17 protein-coding genes and 1 riboswitch are annotated in these 18,905 nt (G+C 45.6%); all 17 genes read left to right on the forward strand.

From position 1 onward, the window contains the following. The first annotated feature begins 131 nt into the window (after positions 1-131). The 17 genes from AC3AQ9_RS15410 to AC3AQ9_RS15490 all read left to right on the forward strand — a co-directional run bounded on the left by AC3AQ9_RS15410 (position 132) and on the right by AC3AQ9_RS15490 (position 18,787). On the forward strand, positions 132-1,151 hold the full coding sequence (locus tag AC3AQ9_RS15410) for an NAD-dependent epimerase/dehydratase family protein (protein WP_488308378.1): 1,020 nt from the start codon (positions 132-134) through the stop codon (positions 1,149-1,151). Positions 1,152-1,628: 477 nt separating this feature from the next. Further along, positions 1,629-3,653, forward strand: coding sequence for a lipoteichoic acid synthase (ltaS, locus tag AC3AQ9_RS15415; protein ID WP_488308379.1), 2,025 nt, complete (start codon positions 1,629-1,631; stop codon positions 3,651-3,653). A gap of 334 nt (positions 3,654-3,987) precedes the next feature. Continuing rightward, positions 3,988-4,100, forward strand: a riboswitch (SAM riboswitch). 96 nt (positions 4,101-4,196) lie between these two features. After that, positions 4,197-5,006 carry a MetQ/NlpA family ABC transporter substrate-binding protein gene (locus AC3AQ9_RS15420; protein ID WP_488308380.1) on the forward strand — a complete coding sequence of 270 codons (810 nt, stop codon included), beginning with the start codon at positions 4,197-4,199 and terminating at the stop codon, positions 5,004-5,006. 65 nt (positions 5,007-5,071) lie between these two features. Further along, entirely contained in the window at positions 5,072-6,100 is a 1,029-nt protein-coding gene (locus AC3AQ9_RS15425; protein ID WP_488308381.1) for a methionine ABC transporter ATP-binding protein, read from the forward strand. Then, on the forward strand, positions 6,087-6,758 hold the full coding sequence (locus AC3AQ9_RS15430; RefSeq protein WP_488308382.1) for a methionine ABC transporter permease: 672 nt from the start codon (positions 6,087-6,089) through the stop codon (positions 6,756-6,758). Before AC3AQ9_RS15425 ends, AC3AQ9_RS15430 begins: the two co-directional genes overlap by 14 nt. A gap of 18 nt (positions 6,759-6,776) precedes the next feature. Next, the gene (locus AC3AQ9_RS15435; RefSeq protein ID WP_488308383.1) at positions 6,777-7,553 is read left to right on the forward strand and encodes an enoyl-CoA hydratase/isomerase family protein; all 777 of its coding nucleotides are present in this window, start codon (positions 6,777-6,779) and stop codon (positions 7,551-7,553) included. 16 nt (positions 7,554-7,569) lie between these two features. Beyond that, the gene (locus AC3AQ9_RS15440) at positions 7,570-8,712 is read left to right on the forward strand and encodes an alpha-hydroxy acid oxidase (RefSeq protein ID WP_488308384.1); all 1,143 of its coding nucleotides are present in this window, start codon (positions 7,570-7,572) and stop codon (positions 8,710-8,712) included. Positions 8,713-8,725: 13 nt separating this feature from the next. Continuing rightward, positions 8,726-9,916, forward strand: coding sequence for a CaiB/BaiF CoA transferase family protein (locus tag AC3AQ9_RS15445; protein WP_488308385.1), 1,191 nt, complete (start codon positions 8,726-8,728; stop codon positions 9,914-9,916). A gap of 325 nt (positions 9,917-10,241) precedes the next feature. Next, positions 10,242-11,336, forward strand: coding sequence for an ABC transporter substrate-binding protein (locus tag AC3AQ9_RS15450; RefSeq protein WP_488308386.1), 1,095 nt, complete (start codon positions 10,242-10,244; stop codon positions 11,334-11,336). Beyond that, a complete protein-coding gene (locus tag AC3AQ9_RS15455; RefSeq protein ID WP_488308387.1) occupies positions 11,326-12,147 on the forward strand; it encodes an alkaline phosphatase family protein in 822 nt (273 codons plus the stop codon). The genes AC3AQ9_RS15450 and AC3AQ9_RS15455 overlap by 11 nt, the downstream gene beginning before the upstream one ends. Before the next feature lie 542 nt (positions 12,148-12,689). After that, on the forward strand, positions 12,690-13,466 hold the full coding sequence (locus AC3AQ9_RS15460; RefSeq protein WP_488308481.1) for an ABC transporter permease: 777 nt from the start codon (positions 12,690-12,692) through the stop codon (positions 13,464-13,466). Next, a complete protein-coding gene (locus AC3AQ9_RS15465) occupies positions 13,466-14,251 on the forward strand; it encodes an ABC transporter permease (RefSeq protein WP_488308482.1) in 786 nt (261 codons plus the stop codon). Before AC3AQ9_RS15460 ends, AC3AQ9_RS15465 begins: the two co-directional genes overlap by 1 nt. Further along, positions 14,248-15,252 (forward strand): ABC transporter ATP-binding protein, encoded by a 1,005-nt coding sequence (locus AC3AQ9_RS15470; RefSeq protein WP_488308388.1) that lies wholly within the window; start codon positions 14,248-14,250, stop codon positions 15,250-15,252. Before AC3AQ9_RS15465 ends, AC3AQ9_RS15470 begins: the two co-directional genes overlap by 4 nt. Further along, positions 15,249-16,031, forward strand: a complete 783-nt coding sequence (locus AC3AQ9_RS15475) for a DeoR/GlpR family DNA-binding transcription regulator (RefSeq protein WP_488308389.1) — start codon at positions 15,249-15,251, stop codon at positions 16,029-16,031. The genes AC3AQ9_RS15470 and AC3AQ9_RS15475 overlap by 4 nt, the downstream gene beginning before the upstream one ends. Further along, a complete protein-coding gene (locus AC3AQ9_RS15480) occupies positions 16,031-17,035 on the forward strand; it encodes a histidinol phosphate phosphatase domain-containing protein (RefSeq protein ID WP_488308483.1) in 1,005 nt (334 codons plus the stop codon). Before AC3AQ9_RS15475 ends, AC3AQ9_RS15480 begins: the two co-directional genes overlap by 1 nt. Before the next feature lie 261 nt (positions 17,036-17,296). Then, positions 17,297-18,493: an amidohydrolase gene (locus AC3AQ9_RS15485; RefSeq protein WP_488308390.1), complete on the forward strand. Its 1,197-nt coding sequence runs from the start codon at positions 17,297-17,299 to the stop codon at positions 18,491-18,493. A gap of 78 nt (positions 18,494-18,571) precedes the next feature. Continuing rightward, positions 18,572-18,787 carry a hypothetical protein gene (locus AC3AQ9_RS15490; protein WP_488308391.1) on the forward strand — a complete coding sequence of 72 codons (216 nt, stop codon included), beginning with the start codon at positions 18,572-18,574 and terminating at the stop codon, positions 18,785-18,787. The last annotated feature ends 118 nt before the right edge of the window (positions 18,788-18,905 follow it).

Genomic DNA, 18,905 nt, shown 5'->3' on the forward strand with positions numbered 1-18,905 from the left:
AAAAATGTTGCTTCTTTGGAAAAAAAGGAATGTTCACTCCCACGGTAGAATAATATAAGCTGATAGCTGCAGAAGGCATGCTCGTGATTCAATCTTTAATAAACCTTTTGAGAAAAGAAAGGGGAATGGACATGGAAATCTTGATTCTCGGAGGCACTCGTTTTTTAGGGCGTTTTCTGACTGAAACTGCGCTTAGGAGAGGGCATGAAGTGACGCTGTTCAATCGAGGGAAAGCGAATCCGGAATTGTTCCCGGAAGTTGAGAAGCTAATTGGGGACCGGAACGGCGATTTAAAGGCATTGGAAGGGCGCACATGGGATGCAGTGATTGATACTTGCGGTTATGTTCCGTGGACTGTCCGGGAGTCTGCAGAGCTGCTTAGTGGCGCAGTAGGGCATTACACTTTTATCTCGAGTGCCTCGGTTTATACAGAGTTAGAAGAGCCGGGGATAGATGAAAACCATGCGGTCGGACAGTTGCCGCCCGGAAAATTGGAAGACCTCAAGAAAATGGATGCCGGACAAGCGATCAGCCAACATTACGGCGAGTTGAAGTTTTTATGCGAGCAGGAAGTAGAGCGGGCATTTCCGGGACGCAGCTTAACTATTCGGCCGGGGCTGATTGTCGGGCCGTATGACTTCACGGACCGCTTTAACTACTGGGTAAATCGTATCGCAAAAGGCGGGGAAGTGCTGGCGCCTGGGCGGAGAGACAAAGAAGTCCAGTTCATCGATGCCCGCGATCTGGCCGAATGGATTGTCAATTTGGTGGAAGCACAGACGACTGGAACTTTCAATGCAACGGGGCCAGAAAAGAAGTTGACGATGAAGAAGTTCCTGGAAGTGTGCAAGGCGGATGCCGAAAGTGATGCGGAGCTGATCTGGGTAGATGAGAACTTTCTATTGGGGCACGGCGTCGAAGGATGGTCGGACATGCCGCTATGGATACCGGACCGTGAAAAGATGGGTGGGTTCCTCGCGGTGGATATTCGAAAAGCCTTGAAAGCGGGGCTGACGTTCCGGCCTGTAAGTGAAACGGTCCGCGACACGCTCGCCTGGGAAGCCACCCGGACGGTAACAGACCGCAAAGCTGGCCTGGATCCGGAGAAAGAAAAAATGATACTGGAAGATTGGAAACAACGAGCGCTTTGAAATGAAGGGTAGAATTTGGATGTTAACAGGATGGCTCCTTGTTATCAAAGGGGCCATTCTTTCATTTTATAATTTTAGATGGGGACATCACTGTGCAAGGCCAATTTATTATCAAAGCTTAAAATTCCAAGAAGCTTTAGGGATTGCTGTGAATAAAACAAGACAAGTGATTGTTCCATTGCGCAAAGCGAAATTTAAGAAGAGCACCAGATAGTTGCAAGGAAAAAGTGAAAAGAAGTGGCTATTCGCTGGGAACTTTAAATCGGAAGAATCGTTCCTAGAAGTAGAGGCTTTAACACTTTTAAATCAATAGCAGTGACGGCGAAAAACTTTAAACTGTCATTTTTAGTGATATTTTAGTAAAATAGAGTTTGTCATTCTTTGTAAGAAACTCTCGCTTGGAGTCATCTATCTTCAGGCTTTTTTAGTTCAATGTCCAAACAGTTCCCGTGAAGTTTAATTATAAGAAGGTGCAATATGGAAAAAATTAAAACTACGAAAAACAAAAATTTCAACAAGTATGTGCCTCTTTTTCTCTTAGCTGTAGTTATGCTTTGGCTAAAGACCTACTTGTCCCAAAAAACACAATTTAAATTGGATGTCGATGGATTCCTCCAAGAGTTCCTGCTGTTTATCAACCCCCTCGGATCCGCGCTATTGCTTTTAAGCCTGTCGCTGTTATTTAAAGGAACACGAAAGTACATATCGCTTCTAGTGATTTACTTCCTGATGTCTTTCTTTTTGTATGCGAATGTGGTCTACTATCGGTTCTTCAGTGATTTCATCACATTGCCGACTTTGTTCCAGACGCAGAATTTCGGGGATTTAGGTGGCAGCATTGCTACGTTGATACAGCCGACCGATATTCTTTTCTTTGTAGATGTCATTTTACTGGCATATCTGGTGTTCTCGAAAAGAGTCGAAAAAGAGTCCCGGAACATTCGGAAAAAAGCGGTTATTCCGGTCATCACGTTCGCGTTGGCCATTTCGTTCTTCAATCTGGGCTTGGCCGAAGGAGACCGTCCGCAATTACTGACCCGCGGCTTTGACCGGGCTTATATCGTGAAGTATTTGGGCATGTACAATTACGCTCTTTATGACACAGTTGAAACGCTGAAATCCTCTTCACAACGAGTGCTGGCGGACAGCGATGAAGTTACAGAAGTGTTGAACTACACGAAATCCAATCATGCGACTCCGAATGAAGCATATTTCGGTGCAGCTGAAGGAATGAATGTCGTTTACTTGCATCTGGAATCGATGCAGACATTTCTGATGGATTACAAATTGAACGGGGAAGAAGTGACTCCGTTTTTAAACTCGATGATCAAAGATAAAAATACCCTGTATTTCGATAATTTCTTCCATCAAACCGCTCAAGGCAAAACAGCGGATGCGGAATTCCTGCTGGAAAACTCGCTATTCGGATTGTCGAAAGGTTCGGCCTTTATTACCAAAGGTGATAATACGTACCAGTCAGCTCCGGCCATTTTAAAGGACAAGGGCTACACTTCAGCGGTATTCCACGGCAACAATGGAACGTTCTGGAACCGCTCTGAAATCTATAAATCTTTCGGCTATGACCATTTCTTTGATATTGAGTCTTATACCGGCCTGACAGAAGCGGATATGGCTGAATATGGCGTAATGGATAAGCCGTTCTTTGACCAGTCAGCGGAACTTTTAAAGACCTTGCCGGAACCTTTTTATTCGAAATTCATCACAGTGTCGCATCATTTCCCTTATAAAATCGATCAGGAGTTGACGACGATTGAAAAAGGCACCACTGGCGATGCAAGCGTCGATAATTATTTCCAGACGGCGCGCTACGCAGACGAAGCGCTTCAGCAGTTCTTTGCAGATCTGGAACAATCCGGTTTAGCGGATAACACCATGATTGTGATGTACGGCGACCATTACGGAATTTCTGACAATCACAATAAAGCGATGGAACAAGTGCTTTCTAAAGAAATCACACCGGTTGAAAACACCAAGCTGCAGCGGGTTCCGCTGTTCATCCACGTGCCAGGCATGGAAGGCGGCATCAACCATACGTATGGCGGCCAAATCGACCTTCTGCCGACTGTGATGCATTTGCTTGGAGTGGAAACACAGGATTATATCCAATTTGGTACAGATCTGTTGTCCGAGGAGCATGAAGAACTGGTCACTTTCAGAAATGGCGATTATGCCAGCCCGGAGATCTATTCAATCGGTGACACCTTCTATGACCCAGAAACCGGTTTGCCAATCGAAGAAGATCAGTTGGAACAAGCGCAAAAACTCCAACAGTACGGAAATTACGAATTGCAGTTGTCAGACCGGGTAGTCAATGGCGACTTGCTGAGATTCTATACGCCTGAAGGATTCACGCCGATTGATCCAGCTGATTACAATTACTTGAACAAGCCAACTGTAAAACCAGTTGAAGTACCAGTTGTAGAACCGATCGAAGAACCAATCGAAGAACCAATCGACGAACCAATCGAAGAAACTGAATAACTGATGAATGAAAAAGGTATCCTGGAAGCTGTTTTATTGGCTTTTGGGATAGCTTTTTTTCTTTTGCTTGCTAAGAACAGTATCTCAAAAGATTGATAAGAGAATGCAAAGAGAGTGTAAAGAATTGTGAATGTTTGGACCCGATTGCAGCGCTAAATAGTGTTTTACGGCTTAACGGATTGTTGCCGTTCATGAAAGGAATAAGCTGAATTGAAAATGAATTTTCATTTCGGTATATAATTAGTAAAAAAATAATATTAAGAAAACATTGACTTTGGCATATTGATAGGCTAAATTAATCAATAAGGTTTCGCAATTGAATAAGCAACTAAATCTCTTATCAAGAGTAGCGGAGGGACTGGCCCTATGAAGCTCGGCAACCATCTATGTTAATCACATGGAAAGGTGCTACATCCAGCAGAACTGAAAGGTTCTGAAAGATAAGAGAGGATGAATTTTACGATAAATTTGTGCCTCTCTTTCTTTATGGAAAGAGAGGCTTTTTCGTATTTCGGGCTTAAAAAACTATTGGGGGATATTAAAATGGAAAAACTTGGAATCTTTACAGCGTTAACTTTATCAGCAGGTTTATTGGCAGGATGCAGCGGCAATGCCGAATCAACTGAATTGAGTGAGGAAAAATTAGTGGTTGGCGTTACTTCAGGTCCCCATGAGCAAATCATGGAAGTGGTATCGGAAGTGGCGAAAGAAGATGGCCTGGAAATTGAACTGAAAGTCTTTACGGATTATGTATTGCCGAACACAGCACTGTCCGAAGGCGATTTGGATGTGAATAGCTATCAGCATAAACCATTCTTGGAAGCTTTCAATGCTGACCACGGAACAAATTTGGTAGCCGGCGCTACAACGATTCTAAATCCGATGGGGGTTTATTCAAACGAATATGACTCTATTGAGAAGTTGCCAAAAGGCTCCACTTTCGGCTTGCCGAATGATCCGACGAACGGCGCCCGTGCCCTGTTCATCCTGGAAGAAGCGGGAATCATCACGCTGAAAGAAGGAACGGAAGAAACGGCATCGGTTTTTGATGTAGAAGAAAATCCGCTGGAACTTGAATTCATCGAATTGGAAGCAGCACAGATTCCGAAGCAGTTAAGTGAACTGGATGCAGCGGCCATCAATACAAACTGGGCGATTGAAGCCGGATTAAACACGCTGGAAGATTCAATTTTGCTGGAATCTAGCGACTCTCCATACGTCAATCACATTGTGGTAAGAGAAGAGAATAAAGACGATGCGGTTCTTGAAAAGCTGAACGCGGCTTATCAGTCTGATAAGGTCAAAGCCTTTATCGAAGAAGAATTTGATGGGTCTGTATTGCCAATCTGGTAAAATTCGGAGAGCCGCGTGGCATTTATGCCACGGGCCTTTCCTATTTAGAAGGAAGTGTAACGAGCATGATTCAACTAGAGAACGTTTCAAAAGAATTTAAATCGAAAAAAGGGATGATCCGGGCAGTGAATGATGTATCGCTGCATGTGAAAAAAGGGGAAATCCATGGTGTCATCGGCTATAGCGGAGCCGGGAAAAGTACGTTGATCCGCTGTGTGAATTTACTGGAGGCTCCGACCACCGGAAAAGTCCGGCTGAATGACCGGGAGTTTACGGAGCTTTCGAAAAGCGAACTATTGGAAGAACGCAAAAACATCGGCATGATTTTCCAAGGCTTTAATTTGCTGCGGACAGCTACAGTCGAAGAGAACATCGCCATTCCCTTGAAGCTGATCGGGGTGGAAGCTGTGGAAATTCCAAAGCGAGTGGAAAAGTATTTGGACATTGTCGGTTTGACGGAAAAGAAAAATGCCTATCCGGCCCAGTTGTCAGGCGGACAGAAACAGCGTGTCGCCATTGCCCGCGCTCTTGCACAAGAGCCGGATGTTTTGCTCAGCGATGAAGCGACCAGTGCGCTCGATCCTGAAACCACTGAATCGATTCTGGATTTGCTGCTGAAGATCAATGCAGAATTCGGCATCACCATTTTGCTGATCACCCACGAAATGCATGTCATCCAAAAGATATGTGACCACGTCTATGTGATGGACGGCGGGGAAATCGTGGAAGGCGGCCCGGTAATTGAACTGTTTTCAAAACCGCAGCATAAAACGACACGGAGTTTCCTGAATACCATTTCACAGCGCAAATTGTCGAAGGAATTCGTCGGCAACTTGAAGAAAAGTGGATCGGTGCTGCGCTTGACGTTCCGCGGAGAAGCTACGGGAGATCCGGTACTGGCGGCTATGGCAAAAGAATTTGACGTAAAGCCGAATATTTTAACGGCGAATATCATGGAATTGAAAAATGGGGTTATTGGAAACCTCGATGTACATATTGCAGGAGCAACAGAAGAAGTTGGCCGCTCTTTGGAATTTTTGAAAGACAAAGGCGTAGTGATTGAGGAATGGGATGATCAATATGGAAAGATATAATACGTTCGTTGAACAATGGCTGCCGGTGATCGGAGCCGCAGTTGTCGAAACAGCACAGATGGTGTTGATTTCATTGGCAATCTCCGCTGTGCTTGGGATACCGTTAGGGATTTTGCTGGTATTGACGCGCCGCGGGCAAGCTTGGGAAAACAAATGGGTTTATCAAATCCTGAATCTGGTCGTCAATATTATCCGCTCAGTGCCATTCATTATTTTGCTGTTTTTCATCTTGCCATTTACCAAACTGATTGTCGGTACAACGATTGGCGTCCAAGGCGTCATCGTGCCACTCGTCATCTATACAGCACCATACATAGCCCGCTTAATGGAGTCTTCTCTATTGGAAGTGGACAGCGGGGTCCGGGAAGCTTATGAAGCCATGGGCATCAAAACAAGGCATATTATCTGGAATGTATTATTGCGCGAAGCACGCCCGTCGATTGTCCTTGGCTTGACGATTGCTACAGTCGGACTGATTGGCGCGACGGCGATGGCGGGGCTTGTGGGAGCAGGCGGCTTGGGCGACTTGGCTTACCGTTACGGCCATCTGCGCTATGAAGTCGATGTCATGTATGCCACTGTCTTCATCTTAATCATTCTGGTGCAAGGCGTTCAAAGTCTCGGGAATTATTTCTCGGCACGCTTAAAAAAAGATTAAAAAGAGGAGTTTATTTCAATGCAAAACGATTTGTATTTGGAGAAAGACGGGGCGATCGCGACACTCGTGATCAACCGCGCAGACCAGCGCAATGCATTTTCGCTGGATATGTTCAAGCTATTGCCTTCCTTGCTGGCTGAAGCAGCTGAAGATTCTTCTATCAAGGTTCTGATTCTTAAAGGCGTCGATAACAGAGCTTTTTCAGCAGGGGCGGATATCAAGGAATTCATGGACAATCGCTTGTCTCAGCAAAAAGCGAAAAACTATAACGACCATGCATTAGCAGCGATCGAGCAGCTATACCGTTTCCCGAAGCCGACCATTGCACTGATCCGCAAACTGGCCATCGGCGGCGGATTGGAATTGGCGATGTCCTGCGATTTCCGCATTGCGTCAACCGACAGCAAATTCGGCATCACAGCTGCGCGTCTCGGCATCATCTATAACCTGCGGAGCACGAAACGCCTGTTGAATGTTATCGGTCCGGTTAAAACCAAAGAGTTGTTGTATACCGGAAAATTGATCAAAGCGGAAGAAGCGAAGGAACTCGGAATCGTGCAGCAGCTGCACGAAGGAGATGCGGCTAACGAAGCTGCATGGAGTTTTGCACAGGAGCTGGCTGCTGTGTCATCAACGGCGATGCATGGCAATAAAAAAGTGATTCAAGCCATCATTGACGGGGCACAATCGGAAGATGAACAAATAGCTTCGCTAATTTTGGATTCTTTCGAATCTGATGATTATAAAGAAGGCATTCAAGCTTTCCTAGAGAAAAGACAACCGAATTTCACTTGATAAAGGAGCGAAAAGGATGAACAGCAGATTAGAAGGAGATGCGTTTTTAAAAAGCATCGTCTCTCAAAACGATTCTCCGCTGACGCATGAAGAGTGGGAACAAAGCGCAAGACAGAAAATGAAAGCACATGAGTTCGGGCATATCCGTTCAGGTGCTGGAGCAGAAGAAACGCTGCGGCGCAACCGCTCCGCGTTTTCAAAATGGGCCATCCTGCCTCGCATGCTGAATGACGTTTCTGCTATTGATACGTCCATCACTTTATTCGGGCATAAGTACGAACATCCTTTTCTGCTGGCTCCGATCGGCATGCAAAGACTTGCCCACGAAGACGGAGATTTGGCTTCTGTCCGTGCAGCTGCAAAATGGAATGTGCCTTTTATCGCCAGTACCGTTTCCAGTTATTCATTGGAAGATATTGCGGAAGCGGCAGGTGCTAACCCGAGATGGTTCCAGCTGTATTGGTCGAATAACGAAGCCATTTCATACAGTATGCTGAAACGTGCTGAACAAGCCGGATATGAAGCCATTGTAGTGACCGTAGACACGGTCATGCTCGGATGGCGGGAAGAAGATTTGCGAAACAGCTTTTCCCCGCTGCGTGCGGGTGTAGGAAAAGCGAATTACGTCAATGACCCAGTATTCATGGACTCTTTGGCTGATGCAAGTGAGGCAGGAATTATCCAAGGCATTTTGGAGAATATTCATCATCCATCATTTGATTGGAAGAAAATCGAAGAAATCAAACAAGCGACCAAGTTGCCTGTCTTGCTGAAAGGCATCCTCCATCCGGATGATGCGATTTTGGCTGTAGAAGCAGGGATTGATGGCATCATCGTCTCTAATCACGGCGGCCGCCAGTTGGACGGTGTGTCGGCATCACTCGATGCTTTGCCGCTGATTGCCGAAGCGGTTAATGGAAGAATCCCACTCTTGTTGGACAGTGGCATCCGAAGAGGGACGGATCTTGTAAAAGCATTGGCGCTTGGTGCAGATGCCGTGCTGCTCGGACGGCCTTATATTTATGGACTGGCTGCTGCTGGGCAGGCGGGCGTCGAACAAGTACTGGAAAACTTTATCGAAGAAACAAGAGTGTCGCTGGCATTAGCCGGCATTTCCGATATGTCCAAATTAGCTGCTGTGAAATTGATCAGGGAATAAGGAGAGGGTAACGGTGAAACAAGCTGTGCAAGGCTTGCGTGTAGTGGATTTAACTCAAGTATTGGCAGGACCTTATTGCACGATGGTGCTCGGTGATATGGGGGCCGATGTCATTAAAGTCGAAAAAGCGGCGGGCGGGGACGATACCCGTAAAATGGGCCCTTATATAAACGAAGAAAGCTATATGTACATGATGGTCAATCGCAATAAACGCGGCATGTGCCTGGATTTGAAAACGCCTGAAGGACTGGCTGTCTTTAAGGAATTGATCGGGACAGCTGATGTGGTGATTGAAAATTACCGGCCGGGAGTAGCGGACAAATTGGGAATCGGCTACGAGGCCTTGAAAGCTGTTAATCCTGCACTCATTTATTGTTCGATTTCCGGATATGGGCAGACCGGTCCCTATAGCCAAAAAGGCGGCTACGATATCATGGCCCAAGGACTCGGCGGCTTTATCGATATGACCGGCGAGAAACAAGGCAAGCCGGTGAAAGTGGGAATTGCCATCAACGATATCGCAGCTGCCCAAACAGCCATTCAATCGATACTGGCGGCCTATATCCATCAGCTTAAAACGGGAGAAGGGCAATACATCGATGTATCGCTGGTGGATTCCGGATTGGCATGGACGGTATGGGAAGCGGCTGCTTATTTTGGCAAAGGTGAAATTGCTTCCCGCAACGGCACGTCTCACCGGGTTTCTGCCCCTTACCAAGGATATGAAACCAAAGACGGTTCGATTCTGGTAGGTGCCGGCAACCAAAAACTATGGGAGAAATTCTGTCTCGAAGTTGTGGAGAAGCCCGAATGGCTTGAAGATCCGCGATATGAAACGAACAGCAAACGGAATGACCATTCGGAAGAGCTCGAACAAGAAATCGAAACCGTTTTTGCCGAGCAATCTTCTGAACACTGGCTTCGATTATTGGAGAAAAGCGGCATCCCTTGCGGTCCGATTTATTCTTATGATCAAACCTTGGCGGACCCGCATATCAACTTCCGCCAAATGATCCAGCAATTTGAGCATCCTGTTGCAGGGATTGTGAAGACTCTCGGCTTCCCAGCAAAATTCTCTGAAACGCCAGGCCAGATCAATAGGCCGGCGCCGACTCTTGGCCAGCATAACGAGGAAATCTTGCAGGAACTTGGATTTTCAGAAACGGACATTGAAGAGTTGAAAGGGAATAAAGTTTTTCTTTGATTTTGTTATATAGAAAGTGAAAGCCTCTCCGGTATTTTTCGGGGAGGTTTTTTAATTAAGGAAACCTGCTTTTATGCTTTGCCGCTGGATAGGCTTTCAAGAAGAAAAAAACTCATTAAGAACGCTTTTTGAGGTGCGCGAAAAGAAGTCAAGCCCTTTATCGTTATATTTCAATAATAAAGGAAGTCTTTATATTCTCCATAATCCCTCAACAATCTTTATGAATAGTTATTAGAGGCTCCATATTGGCTTAATGTTTGTTTACTATGATTATCACTGTAATCAAATGAAAACAAACAAAAACAAACAAACGGAGGTTCTAAAAATGGTCTTTAAACAGATTTTAAAACGAAGCATGTTGGGGATTATGGCTGTCAGTCTGCTGGCGGCATGTTCTGATAATAATGAAAATGTGAGTGCCCAAGTTGATGGCAACTCTTTGACAAAAAAGGAAGTAGTGGAAAAAGCGAAAGCGGAAGGCGAAGTGAATTCTGTAGGCATGCCTGACACTTGGGCAAACTGGGAAGAAACATGGGATGAAATTGAAACCGAATTTGGCATAGCCCATACCGATACCGATATGTCGAGTGCGGAAGAACTGGCAAAATTTGAAGCGGAAAAAGACAACGCCTCTGCGGACATTGGTGATGTCGGAATCGCTTTCGGACCTATTGCAGAAGAAAAAGGATTGACACAAGCTTATAAAACAAGTTATTGGGATGATATTCCGGAATGGGCGAAAGATGATGAAGGGCACTGGGTAGTCGGATATACAGGCACGATGGCTTTTCTGACAGACACGGGCAATGTTAAAAACCCGCCAAAATCATGGGAAGACATTAAAAACGGCGATTATGTCGTAAGCATCGGCGATGCCTTAACGGCGAACCAGGCACAATTTGCGATTTTAGGAGCAGCAATGGCTTTTGGCGGAGATGAAAATAACCTGCAGCCAGGCATCGACTTTTTCGCTGAATTGGCAGAACAGGGACGCTTGCAGGGAGATCCGACGGTGGCAAACCTTGAAAAAGGGGAAATCGATGTGGCCATCATGTGGGATTTCAATGCATTGGGCTACAGCAACCAAATTGATGAATCCCGATTTGATGTCGTCATTCCTGAAGAAGGATCGGTCACTTCCGGTTATGCCACTGTGATCAATAAATATGCCCAAAATCCGCATGCGGCCATGTTGGCAAGAGAGTATATCCTATCTGACGAAGGGCAAGAAAACTTGGCAAAAGGCTATGCACGGCCAATTCGCGAAAATGTGGAACTTGCACCGGAAGTGAAAGAGCTGCTCTTGCCGGATGAAATGTATGAAAATGCAAAACCGGTCGAAGATCAAGCTGCTTGGGAAGAAGCCACGAAGAAAATTCCACAAATGTGGCAGGAGCAGGTGTTGATCCATGGCAACTAATCGAGTCGTCTTAATCGTCGTAGATGCTCTCCGGTTTGATACAGCTTGCAGCCATATGGGCTATATGCAGCATTTAGTGGAAAGCGGTGTAGCGGCACGTTATAAAGTGCGCTCAGAAGTTCCATCCCTTTCCCGTCCATTATACGAAACCATTTTGACGGGTACGCCTCCAATCGTCCACGGCGTCAACAGCAATCGGACAGTAAGGTTATCGACTCAGCAAAGCTTGTTCCATTTGGCGAAAAGCAGCGGCAAAAAAACCGCTGCCGCCGCTTATCATTGGGTGAGTGAATTATATAATTCAGCTCCATTCAATGAAATGCAGGACCGGATCCAATTGGATACGGCATTGCCGATTGAAAACGGCTTGTTTTATTTTGAAGACCATTATCCGGATAGCCACCTTTTTGCAGAAGCTTCGTGGTTATTGGAACAGAAAGAACCTGATTTTCTCTATATCCATCCTATGAATGTGGATGATGATGGCCACAAGTTTACGGCGGATTCAAAAGAATACCGGAATCGTGTACTTTCTGTCGATGCCTTGCTTTCAGTCTTTCTGCCATTATGCAAGGAACGGGGATACGATGTCATCGTCACGGCTGACCACGGAATGACGGCAGACGGCAACCACGGCGGAAATACAGCCGAAGATCGCCATGTCCCGCTATTTGTGTTATCGGATAAAGTCGCAGCCGAGGTATCTGATGAGCTTGTTTCCCAGTTGGAGATTGCCCCGCTGGTCTGCCGGTTACTGGGAATTGAACCGTCAGAAGCCATGGTTTCTTTAACGCTCGAAGGGTGTCGCTAATCCTAGGAATCAGTATTTTCTTCGAAAACTAAGATATCTAAGTTGAACTAATAATCTTTCACTATCGATATTCCGCAAAACAGCTGCGAAGACATTGGCCGACGCCTGCGAGGGCAAGTCTTTGCGACGAAGTGCGCAGCACTGCAGGAGCAGCGAACTTTCATGTCTCGAAGCTAGCGAAGCGATGCAGGTGCAATGCAGAGACAGAAACAGTACGGTTTTCTCCGCTGTTTTGCTCCATATCTTAGTTAGCACTGCAGAAACGAATAGGGTTTCCTGTTCTCAATGAGTTAATCTAGCGCCGGCGCGTCCAGGGGCGAGGCGATGCTATGAGACGAGTGGTCTTCTCGGCTCATGGCGGGAGCCATGCCCAAAGCGGCCGAAGCGGTGTATGAAATGAGGATTCTTAAGTTCAACATATAAAAATTGATATACACCAGAAAGGCATTCGCCTTTCTCTATTCTTTAATGGAAGCAGTGATATTTTGACACCGAAAAAAAAGTCCTTGTTCTTGCTCATTCCGTTCATCGTTCTCATGCTTATGTTCTTTGCCTTGCCTTTAGTTAATATGTTCGTTTCAAGTTTTACTGACAGTGACGGCTTTACTTTGAATCAGTATAAAACGACTTTGACAAGCAGTTATATTTTACAAGGGTTTAAAAACAGCATTACATTGTCAGCCGTTTCCGCTTTGGTCGCGCTTGTCGTGACGCTGTTTGCGGTTTACGCAATGATGCGCTTCTCGGATCCGGTAAGAGAACGGATTTTGGTCATGATCAATTTAACTTCGAATTTTTCAGGAATTCCCTTGGCGTTTGCATTTATTGTTCTGCTGGGGAATAGTGGCCTGTTTACTTTAATGTTTGAAAAATGGGGAATTGATGCATTTTCTTCTTTTTCTTTGTATAGCTGGAGTGGTCTGTTGCTGATCTACATCTATTTCCAATTGCCGCTTTCACTCATGCTCCTTTATCCGATCTACTACGGAATCCAGCAACAGTGGAAAGATGCCGCTGCCTTGCTCGGAGCCAATACGATTCAGTTCTGGATGAAAATCGGAATTCCTGTCATGCTTCCTGGAATCGTCGGGACATTCAGCATATTGTTTGCCAATGCGATGGGTGCGTATGCGTCAGCTTATGCCCTCACCGGCAGCAGCTTCAATTTAGCAGCTATCCGAATCGGAACTTTACTTTCTGGAGATATTTTTGCCCAACCGGAACTTGCCAGTGCCATAGCCGTGCTGCTCGGGGCTACGATGATTTCAGCGATGATCCTGAGTGAATGGAGCATTAAGAAAACGAGGAGGAATCTATGATGAAGAAAAAGGGGCTACCTGATTTATTCTTGTTTTTTCTAATTCTTTACTTGGTATTGCCCATTATTGCCACGGCGCTTTATGCTTTTGCAACGAAATGGAACAGTACGGTATTACCTGAAGGACTAACCTTCAAATGGTTGAAAGTGCTGTTCCAGGATGCTGATTTCATTCAAGCATTCGGACGTTCGGTTTTGTTGTCTGGAGGCGCAGTGCTTCTTGCCTTCCTATTCATTGTTCCGGCGATATTCGTCGTTGTGCTGTATTTTCCGAAATATGAAAAATGGATGCAAACCATTGTGGTCCTGGTATATGCCTTTCCAGGCGTCATTTTAGCGGTTGGCTTGATCCGTACATACTCCCAATTTGGGGTCCCGATGATTCTGGCGGTGTTAGGCGCTTATGTTATCAGCATTTTTCCTTATATTTACCAAGGAACACGCAACAGCCTTAGAAATATTAACGCTAAACAATTATTGGATGCAGCGGAGCTATTAGGTGCATCAAAGCTGCAGGCTTTTTCGAAAGTCTTGCTGCCAGCAGTATATCCAGGGTTATTCGTCGGTGCCTTATTGTCGTTCTCGATCTTATTCGGGGAGTTCGTGCTGATCAACCTGGTCGTCGGCTCAAGATTTGAAACCGTTCAAATCTATTTGATGGAAAAATTGAGCACCAGTGGCCATGTTGCGAGTGCAGTTGTCTTCGTTTATCTTGTGTTGATGGGAATCCTGACTTTGGCGATCTCCTTATTGACAAAACAATCGAAAGGTCTGGTGAAATCATGAGCTATGTGCAAATAGAAAATCTTCAAAAATCCTATGGTGCATCCAACGTACTTTCTTCAATTGATATGTCGATTGAAAAAGGAGAATTCGTTACGCTTCTCGGTCCGAGTGGCTGCGGCAAAAGCACCATTTTGCGTATCATTGCCGGGTTAACGGAAGCCACATCAGGCAAAGTGAAAATCGAAAATAAAGACATGGAGAAAGTTCCGACCAAAAAACGGGAAATCGGCATGGTGTTCCAATCCTATGCATTGTTTCCCAATATGACAGTTTATGATAACGTGGCTTTTGGCTTGAAAATCAATAAAATGCCTGTCGGTGAAATAGAGGGTAAAGTTCGGGAAATCTTAGAGATTGTTCATCTGTCCGATAAAGGATCTGCTTACCCGCACGAATTATCCGGTGGCCAGCAGCAACGGGTAGCATTGGCACGGGCTTTGATCGTCAAACCGAAAGTGCTGCTTCTGGATGAGCCGCTCAGCGCGCTGGATGCCCAAATCCGAAAAAAACTGCAGATGGATCTGCGTTCCATCCAAATGAAAATGGGGATTACGATGATTCTCGTGACACATGATCAAGAAGAAGCAATGGCTGTATCTGATAAGATTTTTGTCATGAATAAAGGTGAGATTGCCCAATGGGGAACACCGACTGAAATTTATACCAAGCCCCAAACAGAGTTTATCGCAAACTTCATCGGCCATTACAATGTCTTCAGCAAAATGGAACTGGAAGGGCTGATAGGGGGAAAGTTAGCGAAAACAGGAGACAAACTGGCGATTCGTCCAGAAGCGATTTCGTTTGAAGGAAATGCTTCCGACTACCGCTTAAAAGCGGTAGCCCAAAAATCAGTGATGAGCGGAAATGTCATTCGCACGATATTCCAGTCAGGAAACCGGGAGTTCTCTGTTGAACAGCTGCATCACCGGGGACATTCGATTGAAGTTGGAAAGGCATACGAATGTTATGTCGCGCCGGAAGATGTGATTGATTTAACATGACTTTTTCTAAACTTGAAAGATTTCATCATATACTCAATCAGTTACAGGAAAAACAGAAAATATCTGTTGGAGACATTGCCGAACAACTGGAAGTCGCACCGGAAACCATTCGCAGAGACCTGGATGAATTAGAAGAAAAAAAATTATTGACCCGTGTCCATGGCGGTGCAATCCCGTTCATGACTATCCGGACAGAACCGCAATTCAAACGGAAAATGGACATGCAGAAAGAAGCCAAACGTCAAATTGCCAAAGCCGCTGCCAGCCGTATTTCTGATGGTGATACGATTGGCGTAGATGTTGGCACAACTACCTTATACCTGGCAGATTATTTGGAAGGCTTACATAATTTAACCGTTGTTACCAACTCACTTGCTGCAGCGGAACGCTTCAACTTGGCACTGGAAGAAGGGCGGATGACAGGGAAAGTTTTTCTGCTGGGAGGCATCACCAACCCGGCGCAATCCTCAGTGGCTGGCCCGATAACTGTCGAGTGGCTAAATAAAATGAATCTCGATAAAGCCTTTTTATCTTGCGGCGGCATAAAAGATGGCATCGTCTTTGACTTTGACATGGATGAGTCGTTGGTGTCATCAAAGATGCTGGAGCGAAGCGGTAGCCGGATTCTGCTAGCCGATGCTTCCAAAATCGGAAAGCAATCGTTTTACAGCATCTGCGGATTGGATGAACTAACCGAAGTTCTCTGTGATGGCCAATGCCCGGAAAATTGGCGCGAATACAAGCAGCTATGGACTGTAGTTGAAGGAGGAATAGAATGATGAAGATGGATTACCACGTTCATCTGGAAGAAGGGCCGTATACATTGAACTGGCTGGAACGCACTTCAAAGACCTTTGCTTCTTTCGAAACGCCAAATGATTTGAAGAAAGGCTCGAAGGAATTTATGGTCTGGCAAGTGAAGCAGCTGCAGGATCGCATGACCCACGGGTGTTTCAGCAGTTTCTGGCTGGATTTGTATTTGGAGAAAGCGAAGCAGCTAGGTTTGAAGGAAGTCGGCATCGTTGACCATTTGTACCGCTTTCAAGAAACCCGGAATTACTTTGAGAAAAATATGATTCTGGGTCATACTCATCCCATCGGAAAAGTTCAATCGGACTGGCTGGACCAAGTGATGACGGAGAAAATGGATGATTTTGTTGAAGTAATCGAAAAAGAAAAAGAAAAGTGGAAGCTGCACGGAATTGAATTGAAGCTTGGCATTGAAGCGGATTATTTTGAGGGTTGCGAAGCAGAGCTGGCTGAAATGCTGGGAGAATACCCTTGGGATTTCGTTATCGGTTCTGTTCACTTTATAGACGGATGGGGATTCGATAATCCTCAAACTGCTTATGCTTTCCAGAAGTTTGATTTAAAGGATTTATACAATCGATTTTATTCCACTGTGGAAAGCGCAATTCGGTCAGAACTATTTGACTTTGTGGCACATTTGGACAATTTAAAAGTCTTCAACTACCAAGTCGAAGATGCAGCTTTCAATCAAAAATGGCACGAGGCCATAGCGGATGCACTGGTCGAAACAAGAACTGCCACCGAAGTGAATGCTGGACTGTATTACCGGTATCCAGTAAAGGAAATGTGCCCAGGGCCGTCATTCTTAAAAACTTTGGTGGGACGTGGAGTCGAATTCACTCTGTCATCCGATAGCCATTATCCGGATGATCTTGGGAATTATACAGCGGAAAATGGAGGGAAGTTAAAAGAGTTAGGCGTGAAAAGCTTAGTGAGCTTTGATCGACGGATGAAAAAATATCATAATATATGATAAGGGCATTCTGCATAGAGCGGCAGCCCGATTTCAAATTGAGATTCCGTATGGGTATCACTATAGATATAGGATCAACACTAATAGCCACTCGTTCAATTCAATAAAATGATGTGACTTAAAAAAACCTCGGCTTCGCCGGGGTTTTTCTTCTGCAAAGTATGCTGGAATCCAGCATGCACGAGCCAATAAAAGGAAATGTACGTTTAAAAGCATTTTTTTATCAAGATACGGGTAGAGTCAGAGAAAGGAGGTTTTCTGATGTTAACTACAGAATTAATGGAAAAATTAGAAGCGAAAGAACAGCGCATTGTCGACATACGCCGGCATCTCCATGAGCATCCGGAGCTTTCATTCGAAGAGGAAAAGACATCCGCATATATTGAGGATTTCTATAAAGAGGTGCCAGTGGATGCAGTCGATACCAACGTGGGCGGACACCGGGGAATTGTCGTGACGATTAAAGGAGCCAAGCCAGGAAAGGTCATTGCCATCCGCGCCGATTTTGATGCCTTGCCGATCCAAGAAGAAACGGGGCTGCCGTTCGCTTCGAAAAACGAAGGGGTCATGCATGCCTGCGGCCATGATGGACATACCGCCTATATGCTGGTTTTGGCAGAGACTTTGGCAGAGATGAAAGAGCAATTGGCCGGGACAGTTAAAATCATTCACCAGCCGGCTGAGGAAATGCCGCCGGGCGGAGCCATTGGCATGGTCAAAGCGGGCGTTCTCGACGGAGTGGATGCGGTCTTTGGAATACATGTCATGTCAACGATGGACACGGGGCAAATCTTTTACAGAAGCGGCAATGCGCAGACGGGGAGAGCCCGATTTAAACTGCTTGTCCAAGGAAAAGGCGGCCATGGTTCCTCGCCGCATATGGCAAATGACGCCATTGTGGCAGCCAGCTCCTTTGTGATGAATTGCCAAACCATTATCAGCCGCCGGGTCAATCCATTTGATACCGCAGTTGTGACGATCGGTTCTTTTGATGGCAAAGGGCAATTCAATATTATTAAAGATGCCGTAGCTCTTGAAGGAGACGTCCGGACGATGTCACTGGAATCCCGTGAATTGGTGGAAGCGGAAGTTCGCCATTTTGCCAAAGGACTGGAAGAATCATTTGGAGTGGAAACCACCCTTGAATACGTAAATGACTATCCGGTGCTTTACAACGACCCGGAAATGACGGGACAGGTCCGGCAAGCGTTGGTGCAAGCAGCGATTCCGGAAGTCGATGCCGTGAAGGAAGTGGCGCCGCAGCCGCCATCCGAGGATTTCGCTTATTATCTTCAAGAAAAGCCGGGCTGCTTTTTCTATGTCGGCGCAAAACCTGAAGGCGAAGAGTGGTATCCGCATCATCATCCGAAATTCGAGATCAATGAAAAGAGCCTGTTGATCAGTGCGAAAGCTATGGCCGCTGTGGTTGCTTCTTTCTGTGGAACGGATGAATCTTGAGGAAATGTTATCAAGGGGATTAGTTTTGGATGCAATGGGTAAACTCTAAATAATTCTTTTAAACAGGAGGGATTGGCAATGGCGAGAAAAGGCACAGCAGGACGAATGCCCAAAAAGCAATTAGGCTCTACTGAATCCGGAATCGACGAGGCGATCAATAAAACAAAACAAGCATTTGACAAGGACAATGAAGCGACTGAATATGAAGGCGTCGAGGATGAAATGGAAGCAGCAAAAGAGTATTCAAAGAAAGCATCGGACAATCCGCCGCCAAGAGAGACCGATGGGAAATAACGAAGAAAAAAGCCCTCTCAAGGGCTTTTTTTTATGTAATGAAACCTTCTGAATCGTATTTTCTCCACTTCTGGTCGTATTTTCAGCGTAATGGATCGTATTTCCTCCGCTACTGGTC

The sequence above is a fragment of the Planococcus sp. VCh962 genome (assembly GCF_057748275.1).